The following is a 21,961-nucleotide window of genomic DNA, read 5'->3' as shown; positions in this document are numbered from 1 at the left end:
GGTGAAGCCTGAAGCAAGCGGCAGCGACGAGAATCTGCTGCGCCTGGTCGCCAGCGCGCTGGCCTGTCTCTCCCGGCAGCGCACCGTACCCAATCCCGTCTATCCGGCGAAGGTGCAGGACGCGTACAACCGGCTGGTCCTGCACTGTCTGCGGCGCGCGGCGGAGCCGCCTGGCAGCGTCGCGGAGATGTGCCGTTGGGCGGCCGAACTTCCGCTGGAGGCATGGCCGTTGACACTTCCTTCGGAGAGCCGGGTGGGGGAGTCCCGCCTGGTCGACAAAGAGACCCGGCTGCCGCACCAGCTCTGCCTGGAGTGGGAGGTGTCCGCGGCCGACCCCGCCGCCGAGCTCTTCGAGAACGAGCGGATCCTGGAGGCGCTCGCGATCTGCCGCGCCGCGAAGGCTCCCGATGCATACACCGCCTTTCGCGCGCTGCTCACCTCCAAGCCTGTGCTCACCGGGGCCGAACTGGCCCTGCTCGGTGGAGACCCGGAGTGCGGAATGCTCCTGCACAGCGTCATCAAACGCTGTTACGAGCCGGTTCCCGCCTCCTATCTGAGAGACGGCGCCTACCGGCAGTGCGCGCGCTGTCGGTGCCTGATGGTGCCGCTGCACCGAGGGGGCCATCGCTGTGAACTCGACCGCTGCCGTCGGGAGGGCACAGGCGGCGAAGGGGAACGGTTGCGTCCCGACCGGGGTGGTGTCTTCCAGCTCGGCCGTCCTCTGCGCATGTTCGTCACCAGCCCCGGTCTCGCCGAGATCGAGCTCGAAGTCGCTTTGAAGAAGAAGTTCGGCATCACGGCCCAGATGTGGCCCCACTATGACGCGTACGACCTCCGTGTTCCCCTGCCGGGCGGCCGGAACTGGGCCGTTGACGTCAAGGACCGTGTCAATCCGGTCCTGCTCGCGCGCACCCTGACCCCGTTCCGTACGCAACCGCCCTATGACCGGGCCTTCCTCGTCGTGCCCCGCTACCGCTTCCGCGACAACGAGGCATACGGGCGGCAGTTCCGCCGCAACCTCCCCGACGAGTTGGCGGACCGCGTCACCCTGCTCGACGACCGCGCCTTCCTGCGGCTGGTCGGCCAGATCGTGGCGGACCAGCCCGACACGCGCACCGACGCCCGTACTGAGAAAGGCGGCAGCCATGCGTGACCGCAGCGGCTGGCACCGGCGTTGCTCGCCGAAGCAGCTCCTCGATGTGTGGCCGACGAACCTTGCGGCGTTCCGCCCCGGAGACCTCTTCGATGTCGAACTCGGCCTCTATCTCCTGCAGAACGTGACACCGACCCGAACGGCCGTAGATGTGTGGCCACTACTGGGCGGCTATGCGTACAGCGAGGCGTTCGGCGATGCCCGGACGGAAGAACAGAAGCTGCGTATCCTCCGTGCCCGCCACTACTTGTGGGACCTCAGGCGCCGCAGCGCCTGGACCGAGGCACTGACCGACTATCTCTCGGTGCCGCAGCAGTTGCGCGGCTACGACCTCGACGATCCTCAGGATGTTCCTCGCCGACGGGAACCGTCCCGGGCAGCCAAACGCTTCAAGGTGTTTGAGCAACTCCTCAGCAGCGCACCTGAGTTCACCACTCGTACTATTCCGCTCGCCGATTCGGGCGAGCACACATTCCGGGTCCAGGACCGCACGTATTCCGTGGAGTTCACCGAGGACCTGCTGACGGACACCAGGCCGCGCGGTCACACGCTCGACGCTCCCACAGCCGGACTCGGCGAGCCCGTCGAAGTCACCTGGACCGAGCTGGAGAAGGCCGCAGAGGCCATGGACGCCACGGAGGCCACTGAGCACGAGGGGCCTCGCAACGAGTGGGCTAGGCGTCTCGGACGTGTCAAGTTGCTCGTGCGGGACGAGGAGTTGGGGCGCTTCACCGAACAGGGCGTACTCAAGGTCGACCGGCTCCTCCACCTGGTGGGGATGGTCGGCGCGGGCAAGTCCACGATCCGTGACATCCTCACCTTCCACGTGGTGACCCAGACCCCGTCCCGCGTCACCATCGTGGTGGGTGACGTCGCGGAGACTCTGGCCGTCGTCGAGCAGTTCGCCCGGCTCGGTGTGCGGGCCGCACCCGTCCTCGGCCACTCCACTCGTGAGCGCAACATCAGCCGCCTGCACCGGCGGACGGCGACAGCCGGCGCCGCGACCATGCTCGGGCACGACCATGCCGGCTTCGCCTACCTCAGCAGCGCCTGCCCCGTCGACGTACTGAGGGGCGTGGAGGCCAAGCGGCCCCTGGGAATCCGGGAGGCGCCCTGCCTCGGGCTCTACACCGTTCCGGAACACGACGACAGCGCCGATGTCGACCCACTGCTCGCTGAGGAGACCCCGGCCACCGCAGCCAGTGCCCGCCCCGCACCGCAGCGGCGTCTATGCCCCCTGTGGAACCGCTGCCCGCGCCATCGTGGTGCCCGCGACCTGGTCGACGCCCAGGTCTGGGTCGCCACTCCGGCCGGCCTTGTCCACAGCGCCGTACCGCAGCACCAGCACGACGAACAGCTGCGCTATCTCGAACTGGCTTGTCGAGTCAGCGACTTGGTCATCGTGGACGAGGCCGACCGGGTGCAGATGCAGCTCGACTCGGCCTTCGCGCCGGCCAGCACGCTGGTCGGCCGTGCCCCGAACTCCTGGTTCGACGAGGTCGCCGTGCACAAGTTCCAGCAGATGGCCCGCGACGGACGGCTTCAGCTGACCGCCCGTGACGTCGACGACTGGACGAACGCCGTCAACACCGTCAGCGCCGCCACCGACCGCCTCTACGCGCTCCTCGTGCAGCACGGCGAGTTGAGGAACTGGATCCGCTCCGACTACTTCAGCGCGTTCACTCTGCACACGTTGCTGCTCGACGAGCTGTTCCCCGGACGGAAGCAAGGCGAAGAGCCTCCTGAAGCCGCCCGCGCGCTGGACGCGGCTCTGCTCCGATTCCGGGACGAACCACTCCACGAGCATCAGTCCACGGGAGGTGAGGACCAGGTCACTCCGCTGGTCAATGCCCTTGTCCACCTCACCCTGGAGCTCCTGCACGCACCCCAGGGGGCCCGCACCCGTGAGCGGCTGCGCGACACCCTGACCGACATCCTCGGCGAGGACTCAGGGGCCCTGGACCGAATTGACCTCCAGGCCAGGCGGTTCGAGTTCACGTTGATCCTCGCCGCCCTGCACAGCCGCCTGGACTTCATGACCACTCTGTGGCCGCGTGTCGAGGCCGCCCTCAATCTGGAGGTCGCCTCGAACGTCCTGTCCCGCCGGCCCCCCAAGGACTACGAGGCCGTCATCCCGGAGTCGCCCATGGGCAACGTCCTCGGCTTCCAGTTCCGGCACGACGACCAGGAGCGGGAAGGCGAGCGCAGCGGCGAACTCCGCTTCTTCCACTGCAACGGGGTCGGCCGTGAGCTGCTCATGCGGCTCGGTGACCTGTGTGCGGTGGACGGGCGCCCCGGTCCGAATGTCCTGCTGATGTCCGCCACCAGCTGGGCGGGCACGTCGAGCCGCTACCACGTGCGCGCAGAGGTCGGGGCGGTACTTCGCCCTCTCGACGAAGAAGTTGCGGCTGTGCTCGGCACCGAGTTCAGGAAGGAGTTCCTGTACTGGCCCGACGGAGACACCCCGAGGCCCCTGCGGCTCTCCGGCTGCGACCCCGAGGAACGGCCGCAGGCCCTGCTGCAGATGCTGCATCAACTCGCCGTGCCCGACCGCAGCCTGCCGGACGCCGTCAGCATGCTCGACACCGAACTCGCCGAGATCGACGACCCGGACCGGCGCCGCATCCTGCTCCTCGTCGGCAGCTACGACGAGGCCCGCCGCGCCGCCGAATACCTCAACCAGATCCCGGAGTGGAACGGGCGCATCACCCAGCTGGTCTCCGACGACGCGGACGCCGACTCCGCGTGGACGCGGATGCCGGAGGACACTGCCGTGCGCACCCTGCCGCGCGGTGATGTCAAGGCATTCCCCTCGGTGGGCGGGGACATCCTCGTGGCACCGCTGCTCGCCGTCGAACGCGGCCACAACATCGTTCTCAGCGGCGGCAAGGCAGCCATCGGCAGTGTCTATTTCCTGGCCCGCCCGCACCCCAGGCCCGACGACATCTCCCTGGCTATCCAGGCCATCAACGACTGGGCCGTCCGTCAGCTCAGGGACGAGGGCGGGGTGTTCAAGCAAGGAGCGCTGGCGGCAGCGACTCCCGACCGGGCAGGCCGGGCCTTCCGCAGCAGGGCTCGCCATCAGTGGAACCGCTACCTCACCCGGCGCCTCGCCTGGTCCAGCCTGCGCGACGACGAGAAGACCGCGTTCACCTGGGACCAGCTCGTCGTCATGTGGCAGGTCATCGGTCGCCTGGTGCGCGGTGGTGTACCGGCCAGGGTCGTCTTCGTGGACGCCGCCTTCTCGCCCCGGGAAGCCGGGTTCCAGGCCGTCGACACCCCGGAGACCAGCCTGCTGGCCAGCATGCGCGAGGTGCTCGCCCCGTACTTCGACGACGACCCGGAATCGGAACTCCCGCCCATGGACAGGTCGCTCGTCCGTGAACTGTACGAACCGCTCCACCGCGCGCTCACAGACATGAGCTGACGCCCGAACTACCCACCATCTGCCAGCACTTGCGACACCGAGGAGAAGCATCACCGTGGAGTACCAGCGCATCAGGGCAGCGGCGTACGTGCCCGATCCGGAGCAGGGCCCCTTCGCCGTCCCACTGCACACCCTCGCCCTGCCCGCCGAGTGGGAGCAGCCACTGCTGGACCTCCACCGCTCAGGGCTGACGGAACAGCAGGCAGCCTGGCGGCGGCGGGTCCCCACCCGGGAGGTGAACCAGCTCATGCGCGCCACCGCCCCCGACCTCGTCACCGTCGACGCCACCGCCACGTTCGGTGCGGACCGTCCCTGGCTCTACAGCGAACACGAGTACCCGCTCTCGGTCATGAACGCTTTCGTCGCCGCCTGGGTGCGCAGCCTCCAGCGTAATCCGCAGGACCCCGAGGCCGCCGCGCTGCTGATGAACACCTTCCGGAGTCTCGACACGAAGGCCCTCACCTGGCAGCTGGGCATGGTCGACCTCCTCGAACAGCGGGTCTCCCCTGGTGGGACGGCGCTTCCGGCCGATCATGTGTACCGGCTGCTGCCCGACGTCCTTGCCTCACGCATCGCCCGGCAGGCTCCGTACGAGCACAACGGTGAACGACTGGTCTTCCATCAGGTCGCCGGACTCGGGGGCTCCCGAGGTGTCGGCAGCGGCGGCGCGGAACTCATGTCCTGGCCTCCCCGCCCGTACGGGCCGAAGAGCAAGGGGGACGGCAGCGGCAGGCCCGCCTTCTACTCGGCCCTCATCCGGATCACTGTGCGGACCGTGCCGTTCTCGGGCGCTCCGCGTGTTCATCTGGCCGCGGGAATCCGCCGGTTCGTCACGGGAAAGGTGTGGATGCCGTACCAGAAGGGTGTCTCGGTGTTTCTCCTTCCGGACGCTTCCCTCGTCCCGGACGGTCCCACGCCGCAGCGCTTCTCCGTTGCCATGCTGGAGTGGAGGAAGGGGACGACGGACTGGCGTCAAGGCGGCCCGGAGGGGATGCTCGCCGGCGTCACCGCCCTCGACGCCCTGCCCTCCGTGGACCGGCTCGTCAAGGAAGCGGATCAGTGGATCGGCGGGCGGGACGGCATCGCCATGGCCGTCGGGCACCAGACGGGCATGGGAAGGCACCCCATCGGCACCGGCCTCATGCCGGGCGAACGGCGCAGGCTGATCGAATGGGCCGAACAGGCACTGGCCCCCGAACTGGTGCCGGTCCCTCGGCCGGTACGCAGCCGCTACTCCCGTCCCCCCAGGAAGCAGCTCAAGACTCTGCCACCCATCCCCAAGAAGGAGCAGAGCGAGGAAGACCGCGCAGCCCTCCTCGCGCGTCGCGAGCTGAGGGAGGCGGACAACGCCGATCTGCGGCGTGCGCGTCTGGCCGAGGCGCTCGACGGTGCAGACTTCGTCGGGCTGGTGATGTATCAGTCGAATGACCAGCGCGATCGGCTGGTCACCGCTACGGAGACCGGTCTCGGCTTGACGGGACACCGCCGGGAGCAGGGCCCCGACACGTGGGTGTGGGAGTCGCCCGAGCTGACGGTCCGGATGCATGCTCGCCCGCTTGGCCGTCTCGGGGCGCCTCTGGGCAGCGACAGTGTGCCACGCCGGGGCAAAGAGCACGACGCTGCCATTCGTGAACGGCGCCGTGACGTGGCCGAGACGTTGCGAGAGTTGAGTGCTGATGTGCCCGGGGCGCGGATCGCCTTTGTGGAACTCGACGGCCAGGAGCACTTCCGCCAGGCCAAGCGGCGGGCCGACCCCAAGCATGCGATCCGCCTCGGCTGCTCCGACGCCGGACTGGTCTCGCAGTTCATCCGCCCCTCGGACCCGGAACTCGAAGCCGAGGAGGCGGAGAAGGACAGCATCATCCGGGCAGAGGCCGCGTGGTCGGACGGAGTACGGCAGACGGGCATGAGGCTCGTGCCGAACCACAACCTGGGCAGCCTCATTCCGGATGGCTTGAACCAGCTCGCCTTCCACCTGGTGGAACGTCGGCATGACGGGCCCACGGGCAAGGCGCAGTTCACGCCGATCGCCGTCCTCGTGCGGCCCGGCGCCAAGTGCGTGCTCAGTAGGACCGCGGACATGCACGCATGGGTTCCCTACCCGGAGCTGCTGAAGGCTTTGACCGGGCAGATCCGTGAAGACTCCCTCAAGACCTCCGCTCAGCAGTCCGCACTCACGGCCGCCTTCATCAAGAAGACACTGGCAGGTCTGCGATCCACGCCCACCTTGGTCCTCGTACACGCCCAGGACATCCGCAAGCGCTGGCCGTGGCTCAAGAACGACGGGCTGGAACAGGACCGTCTCGGCTTCGGTGGCGAGCCCCTCCAGCGGATCGGTCTGCACGGTAAGCAACTCCGGGTGGTCCGGATCGCCGACAACACCCGTGACGAGACCGCCCAGTGGTGGGCTGAAGCGGACGAACTCGACCCGGAGCAGCAGGGAAAACAGCGTGCGGGTTTCGCCAAGGGACTCTGGGTGCCGGAGCCCGGGAACGAGCTGGGCCGGGTGTTCTACAGCACGGCGGACAAGTCGAGCACGCAGACCAAGCTCACGAATGAGGACGCCAAACTGACGGCACACGTGAACGTACGGGGAAAGAACGCCTTCCGCCCGACGAAGAGCGCATGGAATCCCTCACTCCTCGAACTCACCGTGGCCTGCCTCCAGCCAGGTGATGAAGCCGAAGCTTGGGCTGCCTACGTGCATCATCAGCGCGATTGCGAGGACTATCGCGATGTGTTGGGGATGCCGCTCGTGATGCATCTTGCGAGGCTGGCGGACCAGTATGCGCTGCCGCATGAGGACGACGACGTGGTCGCTCCGGACGAGCCGACGGTAAGGAACGCGGTGACGGACGGGCAACTGGCGTTTGAGTTTGGCGGAGAGTCAGGGGATGGCGGCGAAAATTTCTAACGGCTTGGTCGAGTGGCTGGCGTGACAAGTGGTAAGAGCATTGGGTTGCTCTCAGTTTTTGATGGAGGCCCTGATGTGCCCCCGGATTTCCTCTGGCTGGTTCCCAGCGGCCCGGTCGAATCGGGGGCGAATCAGAGCGGTTTCCTCTGACTGCCTCCGACCGTCTCTGTAACCCGACCTAGCAGGTCACAGCCGGTCCGGCCCGCGAAAGCGCAGGTCAGAAAGGTGCTCCAGGAATACCCGGCGTACAGCCCGACTCGTCTGCCCCCCAGGTCGTCGACCTGCCGGAACGCCCCCGATCACAGTCCCTGATCCCGCGCCGCCAGGACGCCCATTACCCTGCCCCTGCGGCAGCCACCTCCCCGAATCCCGCCCGCGTCTCACTCCACGGCAGTCCACGTTGACCGGAAAGAAGGACGAAGTGGCCGACTACACGCTGAAGCTCAGTGACTCGGAGGTCGAGCGCTACCGGATCATGGCCGCGCTCGCCGAGGAGCGGGAGCGGGACAAGTGGACCGCCGCCGGAGCGGTGCCCGGAGCGCGGGTCGCCGACGTCGGATGCGGTCCGGGCGCGATTGCCGTACGGCTGGCGGACATCGTCGCTCCGGACGGCGCCGTATGGGCGGTCGACCGGGACGCCGACGCTCTGGCGGTCGCCTCGGCGCTCGCCGAGCGGACCGGGGTGCCGATGCACACCGCCGTCGGATCCGCCGATGCCACCGGGCTGGCCGAGGGCACCTTCGACCTGGTGATGCTGCGGCACGTCCTGGCCCACAACGGAGGCCAGGAGCAGGCGATCGTCGACCACCTCGCAGGGCTCGCGAAGCCGGGCGGCGGCACGGTGTACCTCGCCGATGTCGACATGAGCTCCTTCCGGCTGCGGGGAGCGCCTTCCGTGTACGACGAGATGGACGAGCGGTACCGCGAGATGCACCGGCTCCGGGGCAACGACCTGACCGTCGGCACCCGGCTCGACGAACTCCTCACCGCCGCAGGTCTGGAAGTCGTCGCCTATGAGGGGCACATCAACGTCATGGCGCCCCCACCCGGCATGCGCGGCCCCGCCTGGGCCGCCCGTGACGCCCTGGTCGCGGAAGGTCTTGCCACGGCGCAGGACATCGCCCGCTGGGACGACGCCTTCCAGGAGACCGAGAAGACCGAGGAGATCAGAAGCGAACTGCGCTTCTTCGGCGCCACGTTCGTCGCCTTCGGCCGGCGGCCCTGACCCCACCCCGTAACAGACCCCACCTCGAAACAGACCCCACCCCGTAGCAACCGTTGACCCGGCCGCCCCCCCGCGGTTGTGATCCAGGTCATAGGGGCGGGATCGAACTTCGTTCTCGCCCCCCTGTCTTGTCGGCGTCAGCAACGCCTTCCGGACATGGAGTTCCGATGACCGACCTCACCGACCTCACCACGTCCACCGATCAACTGGCCGCCGGTACCCACGCATTCGACGTCGACGGAGTCACGCAGCGGTATCACGTCCACGGCACGGGCCCCGTGATCATCGCCCACTCCGGCGGGCCCGGCATCAGCTGGGAGTACCTGCGCATGCCCGTGCTGGAGCGGTACCTCACGGTGGTCTACCCGGAGCCGGTCGGCTCGGGGGAGTCGGGCCGGCTGCCCTCTCATCCGCACGGGTACACCCGGGCCCGCTACAGCCGGTTCCTCGATGCCCTGATCGAGCATCTCGGCGTCGACCGGGTGCATCTACTGGGCCATTCCCACGGCGGCTTCGTCACGCAGTACCACGCCCTGCACCACCCGGAGCGGATCGCCGGGGTGGTGCTGTACGAGAGCGCTCCGGTCACCGGTGGTGAACATGTCGCGCAGGCCATGCGCGGGGTCGAGCGGTTCGCCGAGCGGCACGCGGGGCACCCCGAACTGCCCGCCGTTCTGGGCGCCTTCGAGTCCCTGCCCGCCGCCTGCGACGACGCGCAGTACACGGAGGTGCTCAGGGCGCTGGTGCCGGTGTACTTCGCCGACTACTGGGGCCGGGACAAGGAGTTCGCGCCGTTTCGCGCCGCGGTGAGCGCGGCGTACATCTCGGCGCTGGACGAGGACGGCGCTCCGCATCTGATCGATGACCGGGAGGCGCTCGGGGCGATCTCCGTGCCGACGCTGGTCGTCGTCGGCCGGCACGACTTCATCTGCGGCGTCAGGTGGGCCCGGGAGCTGCATGAACTCATCCCCGGGTCGGAGCTGCTGGTCCTGGAGGGCAGCGGGCACTTCGGGCATGTCGAGGAGCCGGAGGACTTCGCGCGCGCGGTCTCGCGGTTCGTCAACGGCACGACGGACAGCGCGTCTTGAGGCACGGGTAGGCGTAGGCGGTGGTACCTTAAGTGGAGAAGCTATCTCCACTTGGGGTTCCGTATGGCTGCATGCGACGCGTTCAGTTCGGGTCCTTGGGCTCCCCGAGATGGCTGTTCTGAAGCTGGTCGGCGGCCCAGCGGGCCCAGTCCTCCTCCAGGAGGCGCTGACGCCGGCCGTACTCCAGGACGAGCCTTCCGCACACGCTCAGCATGTCCCGGTCCCAGTCCACCGAGTCTCTGAGAGTCACCAGCTCGTCGTGCTCCTTGGCCGCGGCGTCCGCCGTCTGCAGGAGTCGCTCCACGGCCACCTCCCGTGGCAGGAGTCCCAGGAAGAAGGTCTGCAGGAGCATCGGGTTGCGCTGGGCCCGCGGTGCCGGCTCCTCGCTCAGCCAGCGCCGCACTTCCTCCTTCCCTTCGGAGGTGAGCGCGTACTGCTTGCGCCCGCGCGGGCCCTCGTCGGTGACCTCGATCAGACCCGAGGCGTCCAGCTTGGTCAGCTCGCCGTAGATCTGGCTCTGCTTGGCCGGCCAGACGTTGCCGAGTGAGGTGTCGAAGATCTTCAGCAGGTCGTAGCCGCTGCCGGGGCGGAACACGAGGAGCCCGAGGAGGGCGTGGCGAAGGCTCATGGTCACCACCCTAACCTCTGTCGTTCCAAAACTGACAGGTCGTCGTCGACATTCCAATCTTGACAGGTTGCTCCAGGAGCTTCTAACTTCCACATGTCAAAGTTGGAATATCGAGAGCTGAGGAAAACATCGTGGGCTACGTGCGTGGGTTCATCCCCTGGGTCGCATCGGGCGTCGTCTCCTCCTTCGACTGGCGCTGGGGCGCGGTGGCCGGCTTCCTCGCCGGCGTGCTGCTGCTCCTGCAGGACCGCCGCAGGGGAGTGCCGCTGGACGCGCTGGTGCTGGAGGCCGGCAGCATCGTCTACTTCGTCGTCATCGGAGCGGTCGCCTTCGCCTCGCCGGACTCGCCCCTGGAGCCGTACAACGGCGTGCTCTCCTTCGTGTGGCTGGCCCTCATGGCCTGGGGCAGCCTCGCCGTCCGGCGGCCCTTCACGCTGGGCATCGCCCGCCGGCAGACCCCGCAGGAGTACTGGGACACCCCGGGTTTCCTCGCCGTCAACAACGCCATCACGGCCGTATGGGCCGCCGGTTTCACGTTCATCTTCGTCGCCATGACCGTGTGCGAGGCGACCGGCGCCCCGGACTGGATCGGCATCACCGCCCGCGTCGCGGGTCTGCTCGCTCCCGCGGTCTTCACCAAGGTCTACCCCGCCCGCGTCCAGGCCCGGCTGGAGGCCATGCAGGCAGCGGGCGCCTGATCAGCGCGGCGTGATCGCCATCCCTCACCCTGACCGACGGAGTCGTCCATGAGTACCGACAACACCCCTCCACCCCCGCACCTCGCCGGGAACTTCGCGCCCGTCCTCGACGAGGTCACGGTCACCGAGCTGCCGGTGACCGGGGCCGTCCCGCCGGAGCTGACCGGCTGGTATCTGCGCAACGGCCCCAACCCCCAGGAAGCCGCCTCGGCCCACTGGTTCACCGGTGACGGGATGGTCCACGGGGTCCGCCTCGAAGGCGGCCGGGCCGTCTCCTACCGCAACCGCTGGGTCCGCACCCCGACCCTGGAGACGGGCGCCACCGTCTACGACGAGAACGGCGAGATGAACCTCGCCAACAGCAAGGCCAACACCCACGTCGTCCGGCACGCGGGCCGCACCCTCGCGCTCGTGGAGACGTCCTTCCCGTACGAACTCAGCTGCGCGGCGGGAAGCGAGCTCGACACCATCGGTGCCTACGACTTCGGCGGACGCCTGCACACCCCGATGACCGCCCACCCCAAGACCTGCCCGGTCACCGGCGAGCTGCACTTCTTCGGGTACGGCGGGCTGTCGGCGCCGTATCTGACCTATCACCGCGCCGACGCCGACGGGGAGTTGACCGTCAGCCGGCCGGTCGACGTCCCGGCGCACACGATGATGCACGACTTCCACCTGACCCGGAACCACGTCGTCTTCATGGACCTCCCGGCGGTGTTCAGCGTCGAGCGCGCCGTCGATCCGGACGGGGGCATGCCGTTCGTCTGGTCCGACACCTACGGCGCCAGGCTGGGGGTGCTGCGCAGGGACGATCCGTACGGGGCCGTCCGCTGGTTCGACATCGACACCTGCTACGTCTTCCACACCGTCAACGCCCACGAGGAGAATGACGGGCAGAGCCTGGTCCTGCTCGCCATGCGGTATCCGAAGCTGGAGGACGGCGCCAAGCTCTCGTCGCCCGCGCACCTGTGGCGCTGGACGGTGGACCTCGCCACCGGCACCGTCAGCGAGGAGCAACTGGACGACCACCCGGGCGAATTCCCCCGCATCGACGACCGCCTCACCGGCCTGCCCGCGGACTTCGCTCACGCCACGGCGGCACCCGTGCCGGAGCTCGCGCAGTACGACCCGGACGAGCGGCGGGGCGCGATCCACCGGTACGAACTGCGCAAGGCGAGCGTGAGCAGCCACTACTTCGCGCCGGGCCGGCAGCCGGGCGAGGCCGCCTTCGCGCCCGCCGACGACCGGCCCGGGGGCCCGGGCTGGCTCATGACCTTCGTGTACGACGCCTCGACCGACCGCAGCGACCTGGTGATCCTCGACGCCGACAACCTCGCCGGCGACCCGGTGGCCACCGTCCACCTGCCCCGCAGAGTCCCCGCCGGCTTCCACGGCAACTGGCTCGCGGATGTCTGACAGGCAGGCGCCACCGACGGCAATGCACGCAGAGACAGAGCCGGAAGGGATCCCATGACCGGGGAAGCAGTTGAAGCCGCTCGCGACCAGGACACCAGGCTCACTCGTGCCGCGCAGGCGGGCGACGTCGCGGCGCTGGGTCTGCTGCTGGAACGGCACCGCAAGGGCATGCGGGCCGTGGCGCTCAGCATCCTGGGACCGGGCGCGGACGCCGACGACGTGATGCAGGAAGCGGCGCTGACCGCGCTGCGGCGCATCGGTGACGTCCGCGATCCGGGGGCCGTGGGTGCGTGGCTGCGGATGATCGTGCGCAACGCCGGCCGGTCCGTGCTGCGGGACGCCGTACTCGTCCGGCCCGTGGACGAGTTGCAGCTGCCGGCGGTCGAGGCCGACCCCGAGCGCCGGCTTGAGCAGAACGCGCTGCGGGACTGGATCTGGGAGGCCCTGGAGGAGCTCTCTCCCGCGCTGCGCATGCCGTTGGTGCTGCGTCACTTCACCGCCGGGGGCACCTCCTACGAGCAGATCGCCAAGGTCTGCGGCGTGCCCGTCGGCACGGTGCGCAGCCGGCTCAGCCAGGGCCGGGCCAAGCTCGCCGCGGCTCTCGTCGCCACGGCCGACGCACCGCACGCCGACGCCGGACAGCGCGTCCGCGCCAGCCGCGTCGAGGCCCGCCGACTCCTCGACGCGGCCCGGGAGCGGTCACTTCGGCAGAGCGCTCACCCCACGCCGATGACGCGCGATGTCGCCTCTGCGGCGGCGCGCTGAGCGGCGATCCGGTCGACGAGAACCGTCTCGCCGTCCACGACCACGGGCTCGCCCGCGACCCACACGTCCCGCACCGCACGCGCCCCGGCCGCCCACATGAGGTTGGCCAGGAGGTGGCCGTCCGTGACGTCGAGACCTGCGGTGAAGTACGGCCCGTCGACGCCGATGTGTGCCATGTCGGCCCAGTTGCCGGGGCGCAGGGACCCGATGTCGGACCTGCCGAGGGCGGCCGCTCCCGCCGACGTCGCCATCAGGAACGCGTCCGCGGCGGTGAGCGTCAGCGGGTCGCCGGTGGACTGGCGGGCGAACATCATCGCGAGACGGGCCTCCTCCCACAGGTCGAGATCGTCGTTGCTCGCGGGGCCGTCGGTGCCGAGGCCGACGGTGACCGACGCCGAGCGCAGCGCGTGCAGCGGCGCCGTCCCGGAGGCGAGCTTCGCGTTGGAGCCCGGGCAGTGCGCGACGCCCGCTCCCGACTCGGCCAGCACGGCGATGTCGCTGTCGGAGAGGTGGACGGTGTGCGCCGCCAGCAGACGCCCGTTCAGGAGGCCCGTCTCCTTGAGGAGTTGAGGGACGGAGCCGTACCGCTCACGCTGGGCGGCGTCCTCGGCGAGCGTCTCGGCGACGTGGATGTGCACCAGGGCGCCGCGCCGGGCGGCCTCCTCCGCCGTGCTGCGCAGGGCCTGCGGCGGCAGGGTGTACGCCGAGTGCGGCCCGTAGCACAGCTCGACGCGCTCGCCCGGCCCGAAGCGCAGGCCGTCCGTGTCGATCCACCTCCCCACGGCGTCGATGTCGCCGCGCCAGTCGCCGCCCGGCCGGTCGAAGTAGGCGGGGGCGAGCAGTACCCGGCTCCCGGCCTCCAGGACCGCCTCCGCCACGGCCTCGGCGTGCGCGTACATCTCGGCGCTGGTCGTCACGCCGCCCCGCAGCATCTCGGTGCAGCCAAGCAGCATCCCGGCGCGGGCGTCCCGCGATTGCATCCGGGCCTCGGCCGGCCAGATGACGTCCCGCAGCCAGGGCAGCAGCGGCAGATCGCCGCCGAGGCCCCGCAGCAGGGTCATCGGGGAGTGCGCGTGGGTGTTGACCAGGCCCGGCGTGAGGATGCCGGACAGCCGGGTGCGCGGGACGTCGGGCGCGGCCGAGGGCGCCTCGGCGGCCGTACCGCAATAGGTGATGCGCCCGTCCGGTCCCACGTCGACGACCGCGTCGCGGATCACGGAACAGGACGGGTCGGCCGGCAGGGCAACGGGGGCGAGGAAGCGTCGCGAAGTCGACATTCTGAAAGCCTCTGTCATTGAGTTGGCGGCATGCGCGGACAAGACGCAGGGAAGGGGCGGGAGTTCGCTTCGGGTGGCATGACCTCCGTCACATGGGCCGCAGGTGTCCCGGAGAGCGGCGAGATCGTCACGGATACGATGAGCTCATGACGGAGAAGCCGCGGGAAAGTGCTCCGGAGGGCGGCGGCCGCCCCCTGAGGCGGGACGCGGCGCTCAATCGGGAGCGAATTCTCAGCGCCGCGCGGGAGATCCTGGGCCGGCGCGGACTGGGCGTCACCCTCGACGACGTGGCCCGTCACGCCGGCGTGGGCGTCGGCACGGTGTACCGGCGCTTTCCCTCAAAAGAAGCCCTCGTACGCGCCCTGTTCGAGCAGGACTTCGAGATCCGGCGGGAGTCGGCCACCAAGGCCCTGGCGCACCCGGACCCCTGGGAGGGCCTCGTCGACTTCCTCACGGACATGACCGCGGACTTCGCGGAGAACCGCGCGCTGTACGAAGTGGTCATGCTGGGCAGCCACAGCTCCGAGCCCTTCGAGGCCGCCCGCGGCGGCATGCTCCCGTTCCTGGAGGCCCTGATCCGCCGGGCCCAGGAGAGCGGGCAGCTGCGCCCGGAGGTGACCCCGTCCGACATCCCCGTCCTCCAGCACATGCTGAGCTCGGCCACCCGGTTCACCCAGGGCGAGCGGCCCGACATCTGGCGCCGCTATCTGGAGGTCCTGCTCAACGGCCTCAGACAGCGCCCCGACAACCCCCCGCTGACCACCCCGAGCCTCGGCAACGAAACGGTGGAACGAGTGATGGGCCTCGCCGCCCGCCAGGAGGAGTGACCGCCGTGCCCCGATCCGTCCGTCAGTTCCGCCGGCCCCGTGCCAACGCCACCCCCGCGACAACGCCCGTGACCACCGCCGTGACAACAAGGGCCACCGACCACGAGACCCAGTAATCCCGGGGCAGCACCGTCGGATTCTTCGGACTCCCCGGGCGCAGGAGCAGGGGCAGGGCCAGCAGAGTCAGGCATCCCCCGGTCAGCAGCCCGCCCCGTAGCACCGGGCGAAGCCGTGAGCGGCCGATGAGCAGGCCCAGGAGGAGCACGGCCGGTACGAGGAGGCCGTCGTGCAAGACCACCGCGCCGCCGAGCCATACGGTCAGGTCCCATGCGTCGGACAGGTCGGGGCGGGTTCGTTCGACGAACTGCTGGATACCGAAACCCGCAGCTGCCAGGCCAGGTGCCGCAAGTAGCAGGCGGAGCAACGTCGTTCTCGTCACGTGAGCACCTCCAGCTTTGTGACCCACTTGGTCTGCAGGACGCCGGGGCGGTTCGGGGCGATGATGCGGGCCGGGTAGCCGTGGTCGGGGGCGAGGGTGTCGCCGTTGAGGCGGAGGGCGAGGAGGGTGAGGTCGTCGCGGGTGTAGGGGTGGTCCATCTCGGTCACTCCGTAGCCTCCTCGGCGTTGGAGGGAGACGATGCGCAGGCGGGCGCCGTCGGGGAGGCCGGCGCGGGCCAGGAGGTCCTTGATGCGTACGCCCTCCCAGTGGGCGGACTTGGACCATCCCTCTACGCAGGCGATGGGGAGTTCGACGCGGTGCTGCGGCATTGCGCGTAGTTCGTCGAGGGTGAGCTCGTAGGGGTCGGGGCCCTCAACGCGTAGGCGCCAGTCGCGTATCGCGTCGTCGGTGATGCCCGCCGCCCTCGCCGTTCGGTTCACCGGGAGTCCCTGCGGGCCCACGTCCGGGTCTCTCGGGGCCAGTAGCGCCAGGTCCTTCAGCGGTGTTACCGACTGACCCGCCGTGAAGAGGGTGACGGCGCCGACCGCCGTGCCCAGGCCCAGCAGCAGGGAGCGTCGGTCGACCTCGTCTCGGAGTTCCGGCTCCCGGAACTCCGGAAATTCCGAGGACTCCGGAGACTCTGTGCGCTCGGCCGGCATCCGGCGCCAATTCGCCAGGATCACCGGGGTCTTCACCGCCAGGTGCAACAGCAGGGAGCCGATGATGACCCACGCCAGCGCCCAGTGCACCTCGCGGAAGGAGAACGGCCACGCGTACCACTGGATCGTGTTGAGCAGGCCCATGAACAGTTCGAGGAGCGTGGCTGCGACCAGGACGGCGATGGTCAGGCGTTCCAGGGCATGGGCGACCGAGCGGACGGGGGGCCATTCGAAGAGGCGGGGGTAGACCGTCCACAGCTTCACCAGGAGGAGCGGTACGGCGGCGATGCCGCTGATCACGTGCAGGCCCTGGGTGACGCGGTAGCCCGAGGCGGGGCGGGTGGGCAGGTGCGGGGACAGCCAGGTGGGCGGCTCCTGGAGGTAGTGGCTGATCACGCCGGTCAGGAAGCAGACCAGGATGGCAAGCCCCAGGAGGCGGCCGACCACGGTTGCCGTGCGCGGGTCGTGAAGTCTGCCTCGGAAGCGGGGGAGGAGGGCGGGTGCGGGCATGGTGCCATTCCACGTGCGCGGGGCCGCCGAGGGGAATCAAATCCGTCTTACGGAACTCTGACGCGGCCCGCCCCTGCGTACAGCCCGACTCGTCTCCCTTTGCTCAGAGGGCGTCCACCGCGCTCACCTTCCACCCGTCGCCCGCCCGGGTCATCGTCATCCGCACCCGGTTCAGGTCGATCCGGGACCCCGAGACCTGGGTGCTCTCGGTGACCTGGTTGACGAAGAGCAGGACCACGACCTCGTCCGGGGACGCCGAGACGACGGAGGCCGCCGGGGAGCCGCCGGAGGCCGGGGCGGCGATCGTCGCCTTCACCACGCCCCGGTACTTCTTGGCCGTGGGGCCGACCACTGTCTTCGTGGTCTTGCCGTACTCGTCGCGGAAGTCGCCGGTCAGGTGGGTGCGGGCGCGGGTGAAGTCGCGGTCCAGGTGGCGGTAGTCGTACGACAGGACGATCGGCGCCGCCTTGCGGGCGGCCGTGACCGCCTCGGCTCGGGCGGTCTCCGTCTGACGTCCGTCCCGGTACTGCCACCCCAGTACGGCGACCGCTACCAGGCCCGACACGAGCAGGGCACCGAGCAGTGCCGTGAGCAGCCTTCGGCGGTGAGGCGTGTGCCGCTCCTGCGGCGCGTCTTCCTCGAACTCCTCCGGTGACGGCTCCGGTGGGTCCTCCCAGCCGTTCTTCGGGGCCTCGATGAGTACGGTGCGTCCCGCGACGGTGGTTACCGGGTCCGGTTCACGGTGGCTGCGTTCCGCGCGCTTGGCTGCCGCGCGGGCCGCTGCCGTCAGTGTCTTCGGCATGGTCGTACTCCTCACTCGTGTTTGTCAGCCGACGAACTCGACGTCGGACGTCAGCCAGCGGCCGTCCCGGTGGACCAGGTCCAGCTGGAGGCGATACGCGCGTGCCTCCCCCTGGGGCACGGCCGTGTTGGTCACCTTGCTGTCGGCCACCACCAGGACGCGCGCCGAGTCCTCGTCGGAGCGGACGATGCCCGCCTCCAGGACCTGGCCTTCCGAGACCGACTTGTTCTGAGCCACCAGCTCCGTCAGTTGCTTCGTCTGTGCCGTGAACTGCTTCTTGAAGTCGCCGGTCGCGCTTGCCAGTACGTTCGCGCTGTCGCGGCCGTAGTGCCGGTAGTCGAGCGAGGTGAAGTTCAGTGCTGACTGGCGGGCCGCGGCCAAGATGTTCTGGCGGCTCTGATCCGCCTCGCGTTGTGTGTAGAGGCCGAGCGTCAGCCAGATCGTCAGTGCCGTGGTCAGGACCGTCGACAGCACCAGTCCCATCGTCATCGCCCTTGAGCTCATCACGTTCCTCATGCCATCGGGCCAACGAGCAGCCATTGCCACGACTCCTTTCCGAATACGGCCCGTTGGCCGCCCGTCGAGCCGATCTCGACGGTCCTTCCGTCCGGGCCGGTGGTGGTGCCGGTCTCCGGGTCGTACGGAGAGACGTAAGGCGCGTTCTGCGCCCCCCGTACCGACGACTCGCTGCCCCGCGGGAGCGTGCAGCGGGCCTCGGTGTTCGCCTCGCGTGTGCTCGTGTCGGAGGGGTCGCGGCGTGCCGTGTCGTAGCCCTGGGTGCAGGCCGGCGGGTCGTCGGCGTTCACCACCAGGCCGAAGCGGGTGGTGCCGTCGCCGGGGACGACCGTGTAGCTGCCCGCCACCATCACCGGGAAGGTGACCAGGGCCTGTTCCACGCCGGGCAGGCGGGCCAGGGTGACCTGGCCGCCGCTGATCAGGTTCGCCAGCAGGACGGACAGCTCCGGCCCGGCCGACTTCAGCAGCGAGTTCACTTCCTGCGCCGCCGGTCTCGCGTTGCCGATCAGCCTGCGCAGGTCCCCGTCGCTCGCCTTCAACTGGGCTGTGAGCGCGGCCAGATCGTGCGCGAATGACTTGATCGACGAGCCCTGGTCCGCCTGCGTCTTCAGGACCTTCCGTGAGTCCTCGATCAAGGAGATTGTCTCCGGCAGCGCGTCCGACGCCGACTCGATCAGCTCGTTCCCCGAGTCCACCAGGCGGCTCAGGTTCGGGCCGGTCCCCGCGAACGCCTTGCCCAACTCGTCGACCGTGACCTGCAGATCCTCCTTGCCGACCGAGTTCACCAGGCGGTCCAGGCTGAGGACCAGGTCCGTCGTCGGCAGCGGTACGCGCGTGCTCTCGCGTGGGATCGTGCTGCCGTCCAGCAGGTACGGACCGTGGGACGTGCGCGGTTGCAGGTCCACGTACTGCTCGCCCACCGCCGAGCGGTTCGCCACCACCGCCAGCGTGTCCGCCGGAATGTGCGGTGCCCCGTCCTCGATGTCCAGGGCCACGGAAACGCCATCGCCGTCCGTCAAGTGCAGGGCGGCCACCCTCCCCACCGGCACCCCGCGATACGTCACCTCCGCGCCGGGGAAGATTCCCCCGGAGTCCGCGAAGTCCGCCCGCACTGTGTAGCCGCGGTCCAGGATCTCGTCCACCAAACCCGTGTACTCGGCGCCTACATACGACACGCCTACGGCTGTGATGGTGGTGAAAGCGAGCAGCTGGGCCTTGACCGTACGTGTGATCACGGCTGGACTCCCTTCAGCATCAGCTCGGCGAGGTCGAGGTCGATGCCCTCGGGCCAGTCGCCCCCAGCCGCATAGGCGGCCGTGCACACCGGCGGGCACAGCAGGTCCCCGCCGCCCCCGGACGGGGCCGAAGGCGACGACGGCACGCTCGGGCCGCTCGGCAGCGCCGTGGGCGTCGGCACGCCCGGCAGCTCCGGGAGATCCGGTACGTCCGGCAAGTCGGGGGTCTCGGGAAGCTCCGGCCCCTCCGAATCCCCATTCCCGTCTCCGTCGCCGCCGCCCGGCTCGTCCGTCAAGTTCCCGTAGATCCCCGCCAGGTCCAGGTCCGCCGTGATGTGCAGGTTGACGTAGTCCCCCTTGATCGCGTCCACCGCGTTGCGCGGGAAGGGGTAAGTCGTCAGCAGCTCCAGGGAGTTGGGAAGGTCGTCACCCGCCTTGTTGAGCTGTTGCAGGACCGGGCGCAGGCTCTTGAGGTTGGCGACCGTGTCGTTGTGCGAGGCGTTGACGACCCTCGTTCCCGTCTTGCCCAGCTTCGACAGCGCCACCAGCATCCTGGTCAGGTCGCGGCGCTGGTCCGCCAGAACCTTCAGTGCCGGCGGCATCGCGTCCACCGCCTCGGCGATGGTCTCCTTCTCCTTGCCGAGCCGCTTGGCCAGCCGGTCCACGGCCTTCAGTGCCCGGACGATGTCCTCCTTCTGCTCGTCCAGGCCGCCCAGGAACACATTCAGCTCCTTCAGCAGGGACTTGACCCGGTTCTCCCTGCCCTCCAGCGCCTTGTTCAGCTCCACCGTGATCGTCTTCAGCTGGGCCACTCCGCCGCCGTTGAGCAGCGCGGACAGGGCGGACAGCACCTCCTCGATCTCCGGGTTGCGGCCGCTGCGTGACAGGGGGATCACATCGCCGTCGGCGAGACGACCGGCCGGGGCTGTGCCCGCCGGCTTCGACAGCGCCACGTACTTCTCGCCGAGCATGCTGGTTTGGCGTAGCTCGGCCATCGCGTTGCCGGGGAGTTTCACCGAGTCGGCGACGCGCAGCCGTACGCGCGCGTGCCAGCCGTCCAGCTCCACCTTCTCGACCGCGCCCACCGTGACGTTGTTGACCTTCACCGCCGACTGCGGCACCAGGTCCAGCACGTCACGGAACTCGACGGTGACGTGGTACGCGTTCCCGTCCGCCGCCGCGCCGCCGGGCAGCTGGACGTCGTACCAGCCGTTGAACTCGCAGCCCGACAGCACCATGGAACCGACGGCCGCCCAGGCGAGTGCCCCGCCCTTGCGCAGTACGCTCACGCGCTCGCCCCCAGGATTCCGCCGAGCGTCCGGTCGACCGTGCCCGTGACCGCCGCGCCGCCCTGGGGCACCTCCGGCAGGGAGTCGAACAGCTCCCTCAGGTCCCGGCAGTCGGTCTTCTCCCCGGTCGTCTTCAGGATCGAGCACACCAGCGACGCCGGATCCTGTGGCTGGTTGGGGTTGTTGCGGGTGTCGAGGGTGCCGGCCGACGGGTTGTAGGCGTTGTTCAGGTTCGACATGCCGGTCGGGGCCACCTCCAACAGCTCCTCCAGCGCCGCCTGTTGGGTGACGAGGACCTTGGTCACCTTGCTGAGACCCTCCACGTTCGAGGTCAACGACTTCTTGTTCCTCTTCACGAAGGCCGACACGTCACCGAGCGCCGTCCCCAGGTTCTTCAGTGCGGCCGCCAAGTCCTTGCGCTCGCCCGCCAGCTGCTCGGCGACCTTCGCGAGGCTGCTGTTGAACGACCGCACGCTCTTGTCGTCGGCCGCCAGCGCAGCCGTGAAGACCTGGAGGTTCCGGATCGTGCCGAACAGGTCGGTGCGACCGTCGGACAGCGTCGTGACCGCGGCTGCCAGGTCCTCCACCGTCCGGTTCAGGCTCTTGCCCTGGCCGTCCAGGTTGTCCGCGCTCACCCCCAGCAGCCGGGACAGGGAGCCGTCCTTGTTGGCACCCTCGGGGCCGAGCGCCTCGGCCGTGGTGTGCAGGCTGTCGAAGACACGGTCCAGTTCGACGGGTACGGCCGTGCGTGACTCGGGGATCTCGTCGCCGTCGCGCAGCATCGGACCGCCGCGGTACACCGGCAGCAGCTGGACGTAACGGTCGCTGACCACCGAGGAGTTGATGATCGCGGCCTGGGCTTCTGCGGGGACCTTGCGGTCCGCTTCGTACTCCAGCTCCACCCGTACTCGGCCGCCCTGCGGCGTGATCTCCTTGACCTCGCCGATCCGGACGCCCAGCACGCGGACGTCCGAGCCGGGATAGATGCCGACGGTACGCGGGAAGTACGCCGTGACGCGGACCGGCTCGGGGCGCGGCCACAGGACGTAGGCGAGCGCGGCGACCAGGACCGGAGCCATCAGCAGGGCCAGGC

18 protein-coding genes are annotated in these 21,961 nt (G+C 69.4%); 9 read left to right on the top strand and 9 right to left on the bottom strand.

Going from position 1 to position 21,961, the window contains the following annotated elements; translation table 11 throughout:
• The first annotated feature begins 1 nt into the window (after position 1).
• The 5 genes from OG254_RS14755 (at position 2) to OG254_RS14735 (ending at position 9,807) form a co-directional block, all read left to right on the top strand.
• Positions 2–1,153 (top strand): hypothetical protein, encoded by a 1,152-nt coding sequence (locus OG254_RS14755; RefSeq protein WP_405581648.1) that lies wholly within the window; start codon positions 2–4, stop codon positions 1,151–1,153.
• Entirely contained in the window at positions 1,146–4,580 is a 3,435-nt protein-coding gene (locus tag OG254_RS14750; RefSeq protein WP_405581646.1) for a signal recognition particle, read from the top strand. Before OG254_RS14755 ends, OG254_RS14750 begins: the two co-directional genes overlap by 8 nt.
• 55 nt (positions 4,581–4,635) lie before the next feature.
• Positions 4,636–7,494, top strand: coding sequence for a pPIWI_RE module domain-containing protein (locus OG254_RS14745; protein ID WP_405581644.1), 2,859 nt, complete (start codon positions 4,636–4,638; stop codon positions 7,492–7,494).
• A gap of 421 nt (positions 7,495–7,915) precedes the next feature.
• Positions 7,916–8,719 carry a methyltransferase domain-containing protein gene (locus OG254_RS14740; protein ID WP_405581642.1) on the top strand — a complete coding sequence of 268 codons (804 nt, stop codon included), beginning with the start codon at positions 7,916–7,918 and terminating at the stop codon, positions 8,717–8,719.
• 167 nt (positions 8,720–8,886) lie between these two features.
• Positions 8,887–9,807, top strand: a complete 921-nt coding sequence (locus tag OG254_RS14735; RefSeq protein ID WP_405581640.1) for an alpha/beta fold hydrolase — start codon at positions 8,887–8,889, stop codon at positions 9,805–9,807.
• Positions 9,808–9,889: 82 nt separating this feature from the next.
• On the opposite strand, the gene OG254_RS14730 is transcribed toward OG254_RS14735, so the two are convergent.
• A complete protein-coding gene (locus OG254_RS14730; protein WP_351187513.1) occupies positions 9,890–10,435 on the bottom strand; it encodes a PadR family transcriptional regulator in 546 nt (181 codons plus the stop codon).
• Positions 10,436–10,566: 131 nt separating this feature from the next.
• On the opposite strand from OG254_RS14730, the gene OG254_RS14725 reads away from it, so the two are divergent.
• The 3 genes from OG254_RS14725 to OG254_RS14715 are packed head-to-tail and all read left to right on the top strand — an operon-like array spanning position 10,567 to position 13,314.
• The gene (locus OG254_RS14725) at positions 10,567–11,133 is read left to right on the top strand and encodes a hypothetical protein (protein WP_405581637.1); all 567 of its coding nucleotides are present in this window, start codon (positions 10,567–10,569) and stop codon (positions 11,131–11,133) included.
• A 48-nt stretch (positions 11,134–11,181) separates the two neighbouring features.
• Positions 11,182–12,549, top strand: coding sequence for a carotenoid oxygenase family protein (locus OG254_RS14720; RefSeq protein WP_405581635.1), 1,368 nt, complete (start codon positions 11,182–11,184; stop codon positions 12,547–12,549).
• Positions 12,550–12,603: 54 nt separating this feature from the next.
• A complete protein-coding gene (locus OG254_RS14715) occupies positions 12,604–13,314 on the top strand; it encodes an RNA polymerase sigma factor (RefSeq protein WP_405581632.1) in 711 nt (236 codons plus the stop codon).
• Here the strand turns inward: OG254_RS14715 and OG254_RS14710 are convergent.
• Positions 13,266–14,591, bottom strand: coding sequence for an amidohydrolase family protein (locus tag OG254_RS14710; protein ID WP_405581630.1), 1,326 nt, complete (start codon positions 14,589–14,591; stop codon positions 13,266–13,268). The genes OG254_RS14715 and OG254_RS14710 overlap by 49 nt on opposite strands.
• A gap of 146 nt (positions 14,592–14,737) precedes the next feature.
• On the opposite strand from OG254_RS14710, the gene OG254_RS14705 reads away from it, so the two are divergent.
• Positions 14,738–15,418 (top strand): TetR/AcrR family transcriptional regulator, encoded by a 681-nt coding sequence (locus OG254_RS14705; protein WP_405581627.1) that lies wholly within the window; start codon positions 14,738–14,740, stop codon positions 15,416–15,418.
• Between the two features lie 22 nt (positions 15,419–15,440).
• On the opposite strand, the gene OG254_RS14700 is transcribed toward OG254_RS14705, so the two are convergent.
• The 7 genes from OG254_RS14700 to OG254_RS14670 all read right to left on the bottom strand — a co-directional run bounded on the left by OG254_RS14700 (position 15,441) and on the right by OG254_RS14670 (position 21,947).
• Complete coding sequence (locus OG254_RS14700; protein ID WP_405581624.1) at positions 15,441–15,857, bottom strand: hypothetical protein; 417 nt, start codon at positions 15,855–15,857, stop codon at positions 15,441–15,443.
• On the bottom strand, positions 15,854–17,026 hold the full coding sequence (locus OG254_RS14695; protein ID WP_405581621.1) for a molybdopterin-dependent oxidoreductase: 1,173 nt from the start codon (positions 17,024–17,026) through the stop codon (positions 15,854–15,856). The genes OG254_RS14700 and OG254_RS14695 overlap by 4 nt, the downstream gene beginning before the upstream one ends.
• A gap of 103 nt (positions 17,027–17,129) precedes the next feature.
• Positions 17,130–17,828 (bottom strand): hypothetical protein, encoded by a 699-nt coding sequence (locus OG254_RS14690; RefSeq protein WP_405581618.1) that lies wholly within the window; start codon positions 17,826–17,828, stop codon positions 17,130–17,132.
• Positions 17,829–17,852: 24 nt separating this feature from the next.
• A complete protein-coding gene (locus tag OG254_RS14685) occupies positions 17,853–18,317 on the bottom strand; it encodes a hypothetical protein (protein ID WP_405581616.1) in 465 nt (154 codons plus the stop codon).
• A gap of 23 nt (positions 18,318–18,340) precedes the next feature.
• Positions 18,341–19,579, bottom strand: coding sequence for an MCE family protein (locus OG254_RS14680; RefSeq protein ID WP_405581613.1), 1,239 nt, complete (start codon positions 19,577–19,579; stop codon positions 18,341–18,343).
• Positions 19,576–20,868 (bottom strand): MCE family protein, encoded by a 1,293-nt coding sequence (locus OG254_RS14675; protein ID WP_405581610.1) that lies wholly within the window; start codon positions 20,866–20,868, stop codon positions 19,576–19,578. Before OG254_RS14675 ends, OG254_RS14680 begins: the two co-directional genes overlap by 4 nt.
• The gene (locus tag OG254_RS14670) at positions 20,865–21,947 is read right to left on the bottom strand and encodes an MCE family protein (RefSeq protein WP_405594995.1); all 1,083 of its coding nucleotides are present in this window, start codon (positions 21,945–21,947) and stop codon (positions 20,865–20,867) included. The genes OG254_RS14675 and OG254_RS14670 overlap by 4 nt, the downstream gene beginning before the upstream one ends.
• Between the last annotated feature and the right edge of the window lie 14 nt (positions 21,948–21,961).

It is taken from the genome of Streptomyces sp. NBC_01092 (genome assembly GCF_045039535.1).
In the GTDB taxonomy this organism is placed as follows: Bacteria; Actinomycetota; Actinomycetes; order Streptomycetales; family Streptomycetaceae; genus Streptomyces.
This window is presented reverse-complemented; position numbering and strand designations above follow the sequence as displayed.

Bases quoted from the DNA above. Each gene is read 5' to 3' on its own strand.
- OG254_RS14685 (WP_405581616.1), bottom strand. From the start codon at position 18,317: ATGACGATGGGACTGGTGCTGTCGACGGTCCTGACCACGGCACTGACG.
- OG254_RS14720 (WP_405581635.1), top strand. From the start codon at position 11,182: ATGAGTACCGACAACACCCCTCCACCCCCGCACCTCGCCGGGAACTTC.
- OG254_RS14715 (WP_405581632.1), top strand. From the start codon at position 12,604: ATGACCGGGGAAGCAGTTGAAGCCGCTCGCGACCAGGACACCAGGCTC.
- OG254_RS14705 (WP_405581627.1), top strand. From the start codon at position 14,738: ATGACGGAGAAGCCGCGGGAAAGTGCTCCGGAGGGCGGCGGCCGCCCC.
- OG254_RS14710 (WP_405581630.1), bottom strand. From the start codon at position 14,591: ATGTCGACTTCGCGACGCTTCCTCGCCCCCGTTGCCCTGCCGGCCGAC.
- OG254_RS14730 (WP_351187513.1), bottom strand. From the start codon at position 10,435: ATGAGCCTTCGCCACGCCCTCCTCGGGCTCCTCGTGTTCCGCCCCGGC.
- OG254_RS14690 (WP_405581618.1), bottom strand. From the start codon at position 17,828: ATGCCGAAGACACTGACGGCAGCGGCCCGCGCGGCAGCCAAGCGCGCG.
- OG254_RS14670 (WP_405594995.1), bottom strand. From the start codon at position 21,947: ATGGCTCCGGTCCTGGTCGCCGCGCTCGCCTACGTCCTGTGGCCGCGC.
- OG254_RS14735 (WP_405581640.1), top strand. From the start codon at position 8,887: ATGACCGACCTCACCGACCTCACCACGTCCACCGATCAACTGGCCGCC.
- OG254_RS14750 (WP_405581646.1), top strand. From the start codon at position 1,146: ATGCGTGACCGCAGCGGCTGGCACCGGCGTTGCTCGCCGAAGCAGCTC.
- OG254_RS14695 (WP_405581621.1), bottom strand. From the start codon at position 17,026: ATGCCCGCACCCGCCCTCCTCCCCCGCTTCCGAGGCAGACTTCACGAC.